We start from the raw sequence: 13,731 nt of genomic DNA, 5'->3' as shown, positions 1-13,731 counted from the left end.
TGTTGTTTGTGTTGTGGGGTTGTGGGGGGCGCGTGGGGGGTGGGGGGGGGGGGGGAGGGGGGGGGGGGGGGTGGGGGGGCATGCGCCCCGCGGGGGTGCGGGGAACTGCGCGAGAAGCGGCCACCGGCCGTCAGTTGGCCGACGACCCAGGGGCGCGGGGAACTGCGCGATCGGCTCCCGCCGACGGCGACTGTCCCCACAGCCCCTTCACAGAAAATGCCGATGCACGCGCATTGCCCCGCAACTGACACGCGTCACATGATGACTCCGCAGTCATACCTACCGGTCGGTAAAACGTCATCGCCGTGGAGGCCGTCACCGTGCCAAGATCTCGCGCCACCCTGCTCACCACCGCCGTCACCACGGCCGCACTGACACTGGCCGCCGCCCCGGCCCACACGGCGACGCCGACCGCGACGGACGGGCCGTACACCGTCACCGCGCTGAAGTTCACCGTCGACACCGGCGACCGCACCTGCACGGTGGACGCCGACCTCTACCGCCCGGCCGCCGCGGACAAGGCACACCCGGCGCCCGCCGTGCTCACCACGAACGGCTTCGGCGGCGACAAGTCCGACAGCACCGGCGACACGGCCAAGGCCTTCGCCCAGCGCGGCTACGTCGGACTCGCCTACTCGGGGCTCGGCTTCGGCAAGTCCGGCTGTCTGGTCTCCCTCGACGACCCGAAGATCGACGGCAAGGCGGCCTCGGCCCTCGTCGACTTCCTGGCCGGCACCCGCGCCGCGGACGACGGCACCACCGTCGACTACGTCACGACCGACAAGAAGGGCGACCCGCGCGTCGGCATGATCGGCGGCTCCTACGGCGGCGCCGTCCAGATGGCGACGGCCTCCGTCGACCACCGCGTGGACGCCCTCGTCCCGCTCATCACCTGGAACGACCTCGCCTACTCGCTCGACCCGCAGAACGCCGCCGACCGCTCGGTGCCCGGCGTCTTCAAGTGGCAGTGGACCAACGGGTTCTATCTCATCGGCGAGGGCCAGCCGCTGCTCTCGCCGTCCCTCGACCCGTCCAGGATCAACAAGCTGACCTGCCTGCACTTCGTCGACGACGCCTGCGACACCATCCGCACCCTCAACTCCGGCGCGTACCCGGCCGACAAGACGGCCGCCCTGCTCGGCTACGCGCGCAGCGTGTCCCCGGTGACGTACCTCAAGAGCGTCAAGGCGCCCACGCTGCTGGTCCAGGGCCAGACGGACAGCCTGTTCAATCTGAACGAGGCCACAGCCACGTACGACACCCTCCGCAAGCAGGGCACGGCGGCGAAGATGATCTGGCAGTCGTGGGGGCACAGCGGCGGCATGACCGACCCGGCCAGTGGTGAGCTGAACCTGTCCGAGGGCAACCTGGAGACGAGCTACGTCGGCCGCCGGATCCTCGCTTGGTTCGACCGCTACCTCCAGCACAAGAAGGACGTCGACACCGGACCCGCCTTCGCGTACTACCGCGACTGGGTCGGCGACCCCGACCAGACCTACGGCACCGCCTCCGCCGTGCCCGCCCCCTCGCGGAAGCTGTACCTGTCCGGCGACGGCAAGCTCGTCGACAACCGGGCGAAGGTCGCGCGCGGCAGCCGCGAGTACCGCAACTGGCTCATCCCCACCAGCCACTCCGAGTCCTCTCTCGCCGGCACCATCGGCCTGCCCGACCCCGCCCCGCGCGACACCAAGGGCACCTACCTCGACTGGACCACCGAGCCGCTGACCCGGACCACCGACGTCGTCGGCTCCCCGAAGGCCACCCTCAAGGTGATCTCCCCGAAGACGGAACGGGTGCAGAACTCCGGCGACGCCGCCGACAAGCTCGTCCTCTTCGCGAAGCTGTACGACGTCGCGCCCGACGGCACCAAGACGCTCGTGCACCGGCTCGTCGCGCCCGTGCGGGTCCCCGACGTCACCCGGTCCTTCACCGTCACCCTCCCCGGCCTCGTGCACCGCTACGAGCAGGGACACCGCATCCAGTTCGTGATCGCCGCGAGCGACGACGCCTACGGCGGCAACAAGGGCGTCAAGCCGGTCACCGTCACCAGCGCCCCCGAGGACACCGGGACGGTGGAACTCCCGGTCGTGGGATAGGCCCGAAACCGGTCCCCGGCGCCCCCGCGCGGCCGTCCGTCACCCGTACGGGCCCTCGGCCGGTGCGGGAACGCCGCCTGCCCGCCCATGCTGGGCGGGGAGGCGGCGACGGCCTCCGGGATACGACGGAAGGGTCCACCGATGAGCCCGAAGGACAGCGCGAGCACCGCGAAGAGCAGGGGCTCCGGAGCGTTCACACCGGCCAGGATCGCGGTCCTGGTCCTCTTCGTCCTCCTGCTGGTCTTCATCTTCGAGAACACCCGGCAGGTCAAGATCCGCATGCTCATCCCCGAGGTGTCCATGCCGCTGTACCTGGCCCTGCTGATCACCGCGGTCATCGGCGGGATCTGCGGCGGCTACTTCGTGGCGCGGAGGGGACGCAGGTGACCGGGCGCGTACTGACCACGGCCGTGCGGCGACGCGTGGCGACCGTGACCGCCGGGGCGGCCCTCGCCCTCACCGTGTCCGCGGGCGCCGCGGGCGCCGCGGGCGCCGCGGGCGCCGCGGGCGCCGCCGACGGCGAGCGGATGCCGGAGCTGCGCGGGCGCGGCCTGATGCACGTCTTCTCGACGGTCGACTACCGCACCAGGGTCGACGTGAAGGACGTCAGCGGCCAGAAGCGCCATGTGCTGTGGCCCATGAGCTGGAAGGTCTGCAGCCAGTACCCGGCCGTGGGCCGGCCCATCGGTGACGAGGGCGTGCGCGTCGGCGTCGTCAAGAACGGCGAGAAGTGCCCCAAGGCGGCCACCGCCTAGCCCCTCCGTACGCTGGGCCGATGACCGACGAGCACCCCTGTTCCGACGACTACCCCTATGTCGCCGAAGGCCCCCGGGCGGGCATCCGCCCCTTCGCCCTCGCGGACGCCGACGAGTTCGTCGCGCGCTCGCGCGAGAGCCGGGAACTGCACCGGCCCTGGCTCTTCCCGCCCGATCAGGCCGACGCCTACGCCACTTACGCGGGCCGGCTCATCGAGGACCCGACCAAGCACGGATTCCTGGTCTGCGAGCGGGACGGCGGGGGCATCGCCGGGTTCATCAACATCAACAACGTGGTGCAGGGCGGTTTCCGCTGCGGCGCCCTCGGCTACGGCGCGTTCGCGCACGCCGCCGGACGCGGGCTGATGTCCGAGGGACTCGGCCTCGTGGTCCGGTACGCGTTCGGACCGCTCGGCCTGCACCGCCTGGAGATCAACGCGCAGCCCGCGAACACGGCCTCGATCGCGCTGGCCCGCCGTGCCGGGTTCCGGCTCGAAGGGTTCTCGCCCGACTTCATCCTCATCGACGGTGCCTGGCGCGACCACGAGCGGTGGGCGATCACCGCCGAGATGGTGCGGGCCGCTCCCGATGCCGCTACCGGCGCGACTTCCGGTTGATCTTCATGGTGTCCATGTCGGTCACCGTCGACCGCAGCTCCCCGTGCCCGTAGCCGCGCTCCCTCAGATACGCCTCGGCCTGCTCCTCGGCGAGTGCGCCCGCCATCTCCTCGCCGTCGTCCGGGTCGGACTCGACGACGTACCGCATGGAGAACGCCTTGAGACTGCGGTCGTACGCGAGGGAACCCCCGGGCCCGAAGCGCATCCCCGCGATGCCCTCGTGCTCGGCCACCTCGGCGAGCAGCCGCTCCCTGGCGTCGGCGGTGAGGCCGTCGAAGGTGGCGCGCACGATGACGCGGTAGGTGTGGTTCTCGGCCATGACGGGTCGTGCTCCTCGCGCTACGGGTGCCGGGACCGTGCCCGGGTGTCTCGAAGCCGTCAGCGTACGTCGATGAAGATGCCGCGCGCCTGGAATATCGCCGCCGCCCGACGCCCCGCCCGGTGACGGCCTTTGCGCAATCCTGACCGGAGCAGCCCCTGGCCAGCTCGCCGATGACGCTGTTCCATGGTCATCGGGGCGGGCCGCGCCCCCTGGCGACGGGAGGCCCCATGACCGAGATCCGCCGTGAGGTGCTGAGGCTGCCGGGCGCGCCGGTGGGCCCCGTGAACCCGCTGCCGCCGCTGCGCCCCCTCGACGAGGTGCACGAACTCGACGAGCGGACCAGGGCGGGCCTGCCGCTCGACATGGCCCGGCAGGTCGGCTACCGGCCGCTGCGCAGCGTGCTGCCCGAGCGCATACGCGACGGATACGGGCGGGAGCGGACCCCGCTCGACCTCGACGCGATCGTGATCGAGAACGAGCGGCTGCGGGTCACCGTGCTGCCCGGCTTCGGCGGCCGTGTCGCCTCTCTCTTCCACAAGCCGAGCGAGCGCGAACTCCTCTACCGCAACCCGGTGTTCCAGCCCGCCAACTTCGCGCTGAACGGCGCCTGGTTCTCCGGCGGCATCGAATGGAACATCGGCGCGACCGGCCACACCACCCTGTCCTGCGCACCCCTGCACGCCGCGCGCGTCCCCGCCCCCGACGGCGGTGAGATGCTGCGCCTGTGGGAGTGGGAGCGACTGCGCGACCTGCCGTTCCAGGTGGACCTGTGGCTGCCCGCCGACTCCGACTTCCTGTACGTGGGCGTGCGCGTGCGCAACCCGCACGAGAAGCCCGCACCCGTGTACTGGTGGTCCAACATCGCCGTCCCCGAGGAGCGCCGGGTGGTCGTCCCCGCCGACGAGGCCTGGCACTTCGGGTACGAGCGCACGCTGCGCACCGTGCCGGTCCCGGACCACGACGGCACGGACCGCACCCGCCCGCTGAACAGCACCTACCCCGCCGACTACTTCTACGAGGTGCCGGACGGGCGGCGCCGCTGGATCGCCGCTCTCGACGACACCGGCCACGGCCTCGTGCAGACCTCGACCGATCTGCTGCGCGGCCGCAAGCTCTTCGTGTGGGGCGGCGGGCCCGGCGGGCGGCGCTGGCAGGAGTGGCTGACCGAACCCGGCACCGGGGGCTACGCGGAGATCCAGGCCGGGCTCGCCCGCACCCAGCTGGAGCATGTACGCCTCGAACCGGAGGGCGAGTTCAGCTGGCTGGAGGCGTACGGCCCGCTCAGCACGTCGCACGAGCCGGCCGGGTCGGGCCACCCGGCCGGGGACTGGGGCGCCGTGACCGACGAGGTCGAGCGGCGCCTGGCGGAGGCCCTGCCGCGGGCCGACGTCGACGCCGCCCACGAGGCATGGCGGACCACCTGCGCCGACGCCGAACCCGGTGAGCGGCTCGCCGTCGGATCCGGCTGGGGTGCACTTGAACTGCTGCGCACCGGAGGGAAGTTGCCGGGGACTCCGTTCGACGAGTCGACCCTGGGCGAGGCGCAGGCGCCCTGGCGCGAGCTGCTGGACAGCGGGGACTTTCCCGAGCAGCGCCGGGTCGGCCCGCCGGGACCCACGCTCGTGGCCCCGGCCTGGCGCGACATGCTGGAGACGGCACCGGCCCGCCCGCTGTCCGAGTACCACCTCGGCGTCGCGCAGTGGCACGCCGGCGACCGGGCGCAGGCGGTGCGCAGTTGGGAACGCGCCCTCGAACTGGCCCCGTCCGAATGGCCGTTGCTGCGCTGCCTGGCCGTCGCCGACGAGGAGGGCGGGCATCCCGAGCGTGCCGCCGACCGGTACGCGGCCGCCTTCGACGACCTGTGCGCGGAGCGGCGGCACGACGGGGAGATGTGGGTCGTGGTGACGGCGTCCCTGGGGCGCGAGGTGATCGCGGCGCTGCTGGCGGTGGGACGGGTGGAGGCGGCCCGTTCGGTGTGGGCCCGCCTCCACGAGAGCACGCGGACGCAGGGCCGGTTCCGGCTGCTTGAGGCCCAACTGCTGGCCGCCGAGGGGGACATGGCGGGAGCGCGGGCCGCCTTCGACGCCGGGTTCGAGGTGGCGGACCTGCGGGAGGGCGCGGAGGCGATCGGTGACCTCTGGGAGCAGGTGGCACCGGGCGAGCCGCTTCCGGCCCGCCACGACTTCCGGATGCGGCCGGGATCCTGAACGCCCGGAGACCTACTGGGCCGGTCGGCCGCTCTCCGCGCCGGAGAGGGACTCGTCGCCGAAGAGGGACTTGAAGGCCACGATGCGGCTGTCGCGCACATGGAGCAGCGTGCTCGCCGCGGCCGACTCCGCGTCGCCCGCGGCGATGCGCTGGTACATGTCCGTGTGCTGGGCCCGCATGTGCGCCGGCTCCGCGCGCAGGCCGAACACGAGCTGCAACTGCCAGCTCAGCTGCTCCATCGTGCGGGACAGCAGCGGATTCCCGGCGAGGGCCACGACCTCCTCGTGGAAGGCGGTGTGCGCGGCCACCTCATGGGTGCCCTCGGCGTCGGCCGCCGCCCGCTCGGCCCGCTCCAGGCAGTCCACCAGCGCGTCGAGACCCGGCGGCCGTTCGGGTGCGGCGTCCGCCACCGCGCGGGCCGCGAGCCGCGACGCCTGTACGGCGAGGGGCTCCCACACCTCGTACAGATGCCGTACGTCGTCCTGCTCCAGACTGCGGACCCGGACACCGCTGTGCGGCAGCAGTTCGAGCAGGCCCTCGGCGACGAGCGCGCGGAGCGCCTCGCGCACCGGGACGCGGGACATCTCCAGCTCCTGGGCGACCTCGCGCTCGACGAGGCGTGCTCCCATCGGATAGCGGCGGTCGACGATGCGCTGCCGCAGCGCCTCGCGTGCCTGGGCGCTCAGGGACGTACGCCCCTGACCCGCCGGTGTTCCGTCACCGCTCGCCGTCACCTGCACCGTCCCACCGTCGCCCTGTCCTCACCCGTCGTACTCCGGGTGAGGATACGTGGGGTGTGCGGCGCTCACTCGGTGGCGGGCACCTGCCGGTCGACGTACTCGAAGACGGATCCGTCCGGGTGCAGCGCGATGAGATTGCGGCCCCCGGGGCTCGGCACCGGGCCCGCGAGGACCTTCGCGCCGGACGCGGTGAGCAGGGTGGACGCCTCGTCGACGTCGGGCACCGCGATCGTGGCGGCCACCTTGCGCAGCACTTCCAGCTCCGTCGCCGGGCCGCTCATCAGCAGGAAGCAGCCGACCGCGGCCACCGAGACGCCGCCACGCTCGAAACGCATCGCTCTGCTGCCCGTCAGGCGTTCGTAGAACGTGATCGTCGACTCCAGCATCGCCGGATCGGCGACGCAGATGCGCAGCGTGGTGCCCTGGATCTCCATGACTTGGCCCGTGCCACCTCTCTGACCGGCTCTTCGGGCTAGCCACGATTTCATGATTGCCGCGCCCGCGCCACCAACTCCGTTGACCGGCGCCGGGCTTGAACGGCTACTTCTGCCGCACGGGCAGCAGACCGCGCTCGGCGAAGACCTTCTTGGCGACGGCGGTGGCGTTGAGGACCCGCGGGAATCCGGCATAGCCGGCCGCATGCAGCAGCGCCTCGACGATCTCCTCGGGGGTCAGCCCGACGTTGAGGGCCGCGTTGACGTGCACCTCCAGCTGCGGTTCGCAGCCGCCGATGGCCGTCAGGATGCCCAGGGTGACCAGCTGGCGGTCGCGCGGCGGCAGCGCGGGGCGGCTGTAGATCTCGCCGAACCCCCAGGCGACGATCTGATGGGCGAGTTCGGGGCTGACGTCGGCGAGGGAGTCCAGGACGCGGGCGCTGTCGCTGTTGATCCGGTTCAGCGTCTCCAGACCCCGGTCGAAGCGGGCCTGGCGGGTCTCGGCGGTCCCGGCGGGCGCCGGGTCGGCGGGGGTGCCGGAGGTGGGTTCGGTGGTCATGAGGGCCTCTTCCGTAGCTCTTCCGTAGCTCTGCCGTGTGGCGTCTCGGTGGCCGTTACGAGGTGCGCGGGAAGGGTACCCGCGCGCCATGGAACGCTTGGATCAACGACTCACCGAGGAAGTGACAGGGGCCGTACGCGACGCGGTGCGCGAGGAGATGCGCGGTGTCGTCGAACGGCGGCGCCGTACCGCCGCGCTGTACGCCGGGTCGGCGGCGTCGGCCCTGTACGCCGGTGCGGCGGGCGCGGTTGCGCTCGGGCTCGCGCTGGCCCTGGCGATGCCCGGCTGGGCCGCCGCGCTGATCGTCGCCGCGGTGCTGGGAGTCGCGGCCTTCCTGCTGCGGCGGGCCGCGAAGCCCTCGGCGCCCTCGGGGCTCTCGGGTTCCGAGGTTCCGCCGATGCCGGCCGGGCCGCCGCCCGGGGTGTGAACCGGGGGTGCGCCGTAGGGGGCTCCCGTGTCGCCGGGCGTCGGCTTCCGTCGTGGCTGGTCGCGCAGTTCCCCGCGCCCCTTCGGGGGCGCTTCAGCCTGGAGGTGGAACGTGAGCCGCACACGCGTGTTGATCGTCGGGGCCGGGTTCGCCGGGTACCGGGCCGCCCGCCTCCTGACCCGGGTGGCCCGGCGGCAGGTCGAGGTCACCCTGCTCAATCCGACCGACTACTTCCTCTACCTGCCGCTGCTGCCGCAGGTCGCCGCCGGCCTGCTGGAACCGCGCCGGGTGACGGTCTCGCTGTCGGGGACGCTGCCGCACGCCCGCCTCGTCCTCGGCGAGGCCGACGGGGTGGATCTCGACCGGCGGACCGTCTCGTACGCCGATCCGGAGGGCGGGCGCGGCGAACTGACCTACGACCGCCTCGTGCTGGCCGTCGGCAGTGTGAACAAGCTGCTGCCCGTGCCCGGCATCGCCGAGTACGCCCACGGCTTCCGCGGCATGCCGGAGGCGCTGTACCTGCGCGACCACGTGACCCGGCAGATCGAGCTGGCCGCCGTGGCGCCCGACGCCGCGGCGTGCCGATCCCGGTGCACCTTCGTCGTGGTCGGCGGCGGCTACACCGGGACCGAGGTCGCCGCACAGGGACAGCTGCTGACCGACGACCTGGTGCGCAACCGGCCATTGCGACAGGGGGACGTACGGCCGCGCTGGATGCTGCTCGACATCGCGCCGCGCCTGCTGCCCGAACTCGACGAGCATCTGTCGCGCACCGCAGGCCGCGTCCTGCGCGAGCGGGGCGTCGAGGTGCGCACGGGAACGTCCGTGAAGGAGGCCACCGCGGACGGCGTGCTCCTCGACGACGGGGAGTTCGTCGGCACCCGCACCCTCGTGTGGTGCGTCGGGGTGCGGCCCGATCCGCTCGTCGCCGGCCTCGGCAGGCCGCTGGAGCGCGGGCGGCTGCTCGTCGACCCCTGTCTGACGGTGCCCGGGTACCCCGAGGTGTTCGCCTGCGGGGACGCGGCCGCCGTCCCGGACCTGGAGCGGCCGGGGGAGTACACCCCCATGACCGCGCAGCACGCCTGGCGGCAGGGGCGGATCGCCGGGATCAACGTCGCCGCCTCCCTCGGCCGCGGCGAGCGGCGCGCCTACCGGCACAAGGACCTCGGCTTCACCGTCGACCTCGGCGGGGCCAAGGCCGCCGCCAACCCGCTCGGTGTGCCGCTCTCCGGCCCGCTCGCGGGCGCCGTCACCCGCGGCTACCACCTCGCCGCGCTGCCCGGCAACCGCGTCCGGGTCGCCGCCGACTGGCTCCTGGACGCCGTACTTCCGCGCCAGGCCGTGCAGTTGGGGCTGGTGCGCTCCTGGTCCGTGCCCCTCGACTCGGCGTCACCGGAACTGGCGCGGACGCCCGAGAACAAGGAGGACAAGGCCGGAGCCCCGCCCCACGACCCGCCCAGTGACCCGTCCCCTGGAGGATCCCCGTGACCACCCCGTCCGTTCCCGCCCGTACCGCGACCGAACTGCAGGACCTCGCACGGCAGTTGAGGGTCGACTCGGTCCGCGCCGCCGACGCCGCCGGGTCCGGGCACCCCACGTCGTCGATGTCCGCGGCCGATCTGCTGGCCGTACTCCTGGCGGGCCACCTCCGCTACGACTTCGAACGTCCCGCCCACCCGGGCAACGACCGCTTCATCCTCTCCAAGGGACATGCGTCGCCCCTGCTGTACGCGGCGTACAAGGCGGCCGGGGTCATCGACGACGCCGAACTGCTCACCTTCCGTACGCTCGGCAGCCGCCTCGAAGGGCACCCCACGCCCCAGCGGCTGCCGTGGGTGGAGACCGCCACCGGCTCGCTCGGGCAGGGCCTGCCGGTCGGCGTCGGCGTCGCCCTGTCCGGCAAGCGGCTCGACCGCATCGGCTACCGCGTGTACGTCCTGTGCGGCGACAGCGAACTCGCCGAGGGGTCGGTGTGGGAGGCCGCCGAGCACGCCGGGTACGAGCAGCTCGACAACCTCACCGTGATCGTCGACGTCAACCGGCTCGGCCAGCGCGGTCCCACCCGGCACGGCCACGACCTCGGCGCGTACGCGCGCCGCTTCCGGGCGTTCGGCTGGCACACCATCGAGATCGACGGGCACGAGAGCGCCGAGATCGACCACGCCTACAACGAGGCCGCCGCCACCGTCGGCCGGCCCACCGCGATCCTCGCTCGCACCATCAAGGGCAAGGGGGTGCGCTCCGTCGAGGACCGGGAGGGGTTGCACGGCAAGCCGCTGCCGGACGCCGCCGCGGCCGTCGAGGAGCTGGGCGGCGACCGGTCCGTCCGGGTGACCGTGCGACAGCCGCCCGCCGCACGGGCGTTGCACTCCGTTCCCAGCGGCCATCTCGACCTGCCGCGCTACGAGGTCGGTGCCGAGGTCGCCACCCGCGACGCCTTCGGCGAGGCCCTCACCGCGCTCGGCTCCGCCCGCGGGGACGTCGTCGTGCTCGACGGCGAGGTCGGCGACTCGACCCGCACCGAGTCCTTCGCGAAGGAGCATCCCGACCGGTACTTCGAGTGCTACATCGCCGAACAGCAGCTCGTCGGCGCGAGCGTGGGGCTCGCGGCGCGCGGCTGGGTGCCGTACGCGGTCACGTTCGGCGCGTTCCTGACGCGGGCGCACGACTTCGTGCGGATGGCGGCCGTGAGCGGCGCCGGGATCAATCTGGTCGGCTCGCACGCGGGCGTCGCCATCGGGCAGGACGGGCCCTCCCAGATGGGGCTTGAGGACCTGGCGATGTTCCGGGCCGTGCACGGGTCGACGGTGCTGTATCCGTGCGACGCGAACCAGACGGCCCAACTGGTCGGCCGCATGGCCGATGTGCACGGAGTCCGCTATCTGCGCACGTCGCGCGGCGCCACCCCGGTCATCTATCCGCCGGACGAGGAGTTCCCGGTGGGCGGGGCCAAGGTGCTGCGCTCCGGTGACCACGACCGGGTCACACTCGTCGCCGCCGGGATCACCGTGCACGAGGCGCTGGTCGCCGCCGACGAGTTGGGGGCGGCCGGGATCTCCGTGCGGGTGATCGACGCGTACTCGGTGAAGCCGGTGGACCGGGGGGTGCTGCGGGAGGCCGCGCGGGACACCGGGTGCCTCATCTCGGTGGAGGACCACCACGAGGAGGGCGGTCTCGGGGACGCCGTGGCTCAGGTGTTCTCGGACGGGAGCCCGGCGCCTCGGCTTGTCCGCCTCGCGGTACGGGTGATGCCCGGGTCCGCCTTGCCGGAGGAACAGCTGCGCGGGGCCGGCATCGACGCCGCGTCCATCTCGGCGGCGGTCGCGCTCCTGGTGGAGCATCAGGTGGCGCCCTGAGGGGGTGCGCGGTCGGCTGCGGGCCCGGTGGGGCTTCTCGCGCAGTTCCCCGCGCCCCTGAGCGTGCGCTTCGCGCTGCTCTTCCTGCGGTCGGGTGCGGGTTGAGTGTGGCTGGTCGCGCAGTTCCCCGCGCCCCTGAGGCATGCGCTCCGCGCAGCCTCCCCTGAGCGAGCGAAGCTCGCCTCCAGGGGCGCGGGGAACTGCGCGACCAGCCACGACGAGAGTCGCGGTCGCACACGGTCCCCAGGCGTACATGACGCCCGGCGTGGTACCCGGGCCGCCCCGAACCGGCCGTTCGCAAACTCCTTGCTCAGCAACGGAGTTGAAGGTTTGGCCACGGCTCGTGAGGTGACTCGGAGTGTGAGGCTGTCATGACGAATACGAAGAAACCGCAAACGAACGAGGAGGACCGCGTGCCGCGCCCCATGGAGGTGCTGCGCGAGGCGCGGGCCCAGCTGGCGGAGCTCACCGGAATGACGGCCGAATCCGTGTCGTCCTTCGAACGCACCGAAGACGGCTGGGAGTTGCAGGTCGAGGTCCTGGAAGTGTCCCGCGTCCCCGACACGATGAGCCTGCTGGCGAGCTACCAGGTGAGCCTGGACCCGCAGGGCGGGCTCACCGGATACCGACGGGTCCGCCGCTACGAGCGCGGACGCGCCGAGCCGCGCAGGTCCGGCGGCCAGTAGACCGGCGGACCGGCCTGCTCCCGCACCGACCGCACCATCCGCACGACAAGCACGAGGCGCACAACCCGCATGATCTGAAGTGCCCGTTATATACCCTATTGCCCAGAAAAGGAGGGCCGGTCTCCATGACCGTTGTCCCCGCACAGCAGTCAGGCGGCGGTGGCGGCACCAGCGGCCTGTACGACGTACTCGAACTCGTCCTGGACCGCGGGCTCGTCATCGACGCGTTCGTCCGTGTCTCGCTGGTCGGCATCGAGATCCTGAAGATCGACGTCAGGGTCGTCGTCGCCAGCGTCGACACCTATCTCCGCTTCGCCGAGGCGTGCAACCGGCTCGATCTGGAGACCGGCAGCAAGAAGCCGTCCGGCCTCACGGACATCCTCGGCGACACCATGGAGTCCGGCGCGCGCGGCAAGACCAAGGGCGCCCTCTCCGGCGCCGCGCAGACCGTCTCGGACGCCTTCAACCAGGCCCGCGAGGAGGGTGAGGCCGAACCCCGCCGCACCCGCCGCGCCCCGAGCCGCCGTAAGGAGGAGCAGTGAGCAGCACCTACATCTACGGCATCGCGAGCGCCGAACACCCCACGCTGCCCGACGGCATGGGCGGCATCGGCAAACCCGCGCGCACGGTGCACATCGTGAAGGAGGGCCCGCTGGCGGCGATCGTCAGCGAAGCCCCCGAGGACCTGCGGCCCAAGCGCCGTGATCTGCTCGCCCACCAGAGCGTGCTCGCCGAGGCCGGCGGCGGCGGACCGGTGCTCCCCATGCGGTTCGGCAGCCTGGCCCCGGACGACAAGGCCGTGGCCGAGGTGCTCGCCGAGCGGGTGGACCACTACCAGGAGCGGCTGCGCACCCTGGACGGCAAGGTCGAGTACAACGTCAAGGCGCAGCACGACGAAGAGGCCGTACTGCACCGGGTGATGGCCGAGAACCCCGAGGTCCGCTCCATGACCGACGCCAACCGGCAGGCGGGCGGCGGCACGTACGAGGACCGGCTGCGGCTCGGCGAGATCGTGGTCGGCGCCGTACAGGCCCGCGAGGCCGAGGACGCGGTGGAGCTGCAGCAACTGCTCGAACCGGCCGCGGACGCGGTGTCCACGGGCCCGGAGAGCACCGGCTGGCTGGCCAACATCTCCTTCCTCGTCGACCGGAAGGCGACCGAGCAGTTCCTCGCGGCGGTCGAGGACGTGAAGCGCGGCCACTCGCACATCCAGCTCACCGTCAACGGCCCGCTGCCGCCGTACAGCTTCGTGGAGCCGGGACCGTCCGCTCCGGCGGGCAGTACGGAGTGAGGCCATGGGGCTGACCAGTCTGGTCGGTGAGGTGCTGCTGCTGCCGCTCGCACCCGTGCGCGGGTCGCTGTGGGCGATGGAACAACTGGTCGCCGAGGCCGAGCGGCACTACTACGACCCGGCCGTGATCCGCTCCGAACTCGCCGCCCTGGAGCGGCGGTTGACGGAGGGCGAGATCGACCAGGAGACGTTCGACCGGATCGAGGACGAGCTCCTCGACCGGCTTGAAGGGAAGTGAAG

16 protein-coding genes are annotated in these 13,731 nt (G+C 72.5%); 12 read left to right on the top strand and 4 right to left on the bottom strand.

The window, feature by feature from the left end:
- Positions 1–320: 320 nt before the first annotated feature.
- The 4 genes from ACFVDP_RS43210 (at position 321) to ACFVDP_RS43195 (ending at position 3,468) form a co-directional block, all read left to right on the top strand.
- Positions 321–2,096, top strand: a complete 1,776-nt coding sequence (locus ACFVDP_RS43210) for an alpha/beta fold hydrolase (RefSeq protein ID WP_383503207.1) — start codon at positions 321–323, stop codon at positions 2,094–2,096.
- 141 nt (positions 2,097–2,237) lie between these two features.
- Entirely contained in the window at positions 2,238–2,483 is a 246-nt protein-coding gene (locus ACFVDP_RS43205) for a LapA family protein (protein ID WP_383503205.1), read from the top strand.
- The gene (locus tag ACFVDP_RS43200) at positions 2,480–2,851 is read left to right on the top strand and encodes a hypothetical protein (protein ID WP_383503203.1); all 372 of its coding nucleotides are present in this window, start codon (positions 2,480–2,482) and stop codon (positions 2,849–2,851) included. The genes ACFVDP_RS43205 and ACFVDP_RS43200 overlap by 4 nt, the downstream gene beginning before the upstream one ends.
- 20 nt (positions 2,852–2,871) lie before the next feature.
- On the top strand, positions 2,872–3,468 hold the full coding sequence (locus ACFVDP_RS43195) for a GNAT family N-acetyltransferase (RefSeq protein ID WP_383503201.1): 597 nt from the start codon (positions 2,872–2,874) through the stop codon (positions 3,466–3,468).
- On the opposite strand, the gene ACFVDP_RS43190 is transcribed toward ACFVDP_RS43195, so the two are convergent.
- A complete protein-coding gene (locus ACFVDP_RS43190) occupies positions 3,446–3,787 on the bottom strand; it encodes a DUF6204 family protein (protein ID WP_383503199.1) in 342 nt (113 codons plus the stop codon). The genes ACFVDP_RS43195 and ACFVDP_RS43190 overlap by 23 nt on opposite strands.
- 230 nt (positions 3,788–4,017) lie before the next feature.
- Here ACFVDP_RS43190 and ACFVDP_RS43185 point away from each other — a divergent pair, with 230 nt between their 5' ends.
- Positions 4,018–5,997, top strand: coding sequence for a DUF5107 domain-containing protein (locus ACFVDP_RS43185; RefSeq protein ID WP_383503197.1), 1,980 nt, complete (start codon positions 4,018–4,020; stop codon positions 5,995–5,997).
- Between the two features lie 12 nt (positions 5,998–6,009).
- On the opposite strand, the gene ACFVDP_RS43180 is transcribed toward ACFVDP_RS43185, so the two are convergent.
- The 3 genes from ACFVDP_RS43180 to ACFVDP_RS43170 all read right to left on the bottom strand — a co-directional run bounded on the left by ACFVDP_RS43180 (position 6,010) and on the right by ACFVDP_RS43170 (position 7,731).
- Positions 6,010–6,732 carry a GntR family transcriptional regulator gene (locus ACFVDP_RS43180; RefSeq protein ID WP_383503211.1) on the bottom strand — a complete coding sequence of 241 codons (723 nt, stop codon included), beginning with the start codon at positions 6,730–6,732 and terminating at the stop codon, positions 6,010–6,012.
- A 71-nt stretch (positions 6,733–6,803) separates the two neighbouring features.
- Positions 6,804–7,172, bottom strand: coding sequence for a VOC family protein (locus ACFVDP_RS43175; protein WP_383503196.1), 369 nt, complete (start codon positions 7,170–7,172; stop codon positions 6,804–6,806).
- Between the two features lie 106 nt (positions 7,173–7,278).
- Positions 7,279–7,731: a carboxymuconolactone decarboxylase family protein gene (locus ACFVDP_RS43170; protein ID WP_383503194.1), complete on the bottom strand. Its 453-nt coding sequence runs from the start codon at positions 7,729–7,731 to the stop codon at positions 7,279–7,281.
- A gap of 88 nt (positions 7,732–7,819) precedes the next feature.
- Here ACFVDP_RS43170 and ACFVDP_RS43165 point away from each other — a divergent pair, with 88 nt between their 5' ends.
- From ACFVDP_RS43165 to ACFVDP_RS43135, 7 genes are all read left to right on the top strand, one after another.
- Positions 7,820–8,158, top strand: coding sequence for a phage holin family protein (locus ACFVDP_RS43165; protein ID WP_383503192.1), 339 nt, complete (start codon positions 7,820–7,822; stop codon positions 8,156–8,158).
- A gap of 111 nt (positions 8,159–8,269) precedes the next feature.
- Positions 8,270–9,646, top strand: a complete 1,377-nt coding sequence (locus tag ACFVDP_RS43160) for an NAD(P)/FAD-dependent oxidoreductase (RefSeq protein WP_383503189.1) — start codon at positions 8,270–8,272, stop codon at positions 9,644–9,646.
- Positions 9,643–11,514 (top strand): transketolase, encoded by a 1,872-nt coding sequence (locus ACFVDP_RS43155; protein ID WP_383503187.1) that lies wholly within the window; start codon positions 9,643–9,645, stop codon positions 11,512–11,514. The genes ACFVDP_RS43160 and ACFVDP_RS43155 overlap by 4 nt, the downstream gene beginning before the upstream one ends.
- A 371-nt stretch (positions 11,515–11,885) precedes the next feature.
- Positions 11,886–12,200 carry a gas vesicle protein gene (locus tag ACFVDP_RS43150; protein WP_383503186.1) on the top strand — a complete coding sequence of 105 codons (315 nt, stop codon included), beginning with the start codon at positions 11,886–11,888 and terminating at the stop codon, positions 12,198–12,200.
- Positions 12,201–12,325: 125 nt separating this feature from the next.
- On the top strand, positions 12,326–12,742 hold the full coding sequence (locus tag ACFVDP_RS43145) for a gas vesicle structural protein GvpA (RefSeq protein WP_383503184.1): 417 nt from the start codon (positions 12,326–12,328) through the stop codon (positions 12,740–12,742).
- Positions 12,739–13,491, top strand: coding sequence for a GvpL/GvpF family gas vesicle protein (locus tag ACFVDP_RS43140; protein ID WP_383503182.1), 753 nt, complete (start codon positions 12,739–12,741; stop codon positions 13,489–13,491). Before ACFVDP_RS43145 ends, ACFVDP_RS43140 begins: the two co-directional genes overlap by 4 nt.
- Before the next feature lie 4 nt (positions 13,492–13,495).
- Positions 13,496–13,729 (top strand): gas vesicle protein GvpG, encoded by a 234-nt coding sequence (locus ACFVDP_RS43135; RefSeq protein WP_383503180.1) that lies wholly within the window; start codon positions 13,496–13,498, stop codon positions 13,727–13,729.
- The last annotated feature ends 2 nt before the right edge of the window (positions 13,730–13,731 follow it).

It is taken from the genome of Streptomyces sp. NPDC057694, assembly GCF_042799415.1.
Classification (GTDB): Bacteria; Actinomycetota; Actinomycetes; order Streptomycetales; family Streptomycetaceae; genus Streptomyces.
The sequence above is the reverse complement of the archived record's forward strand: the minus strand, read 5'-3'. Positions and strand labels throughout refer to the sequence as shown.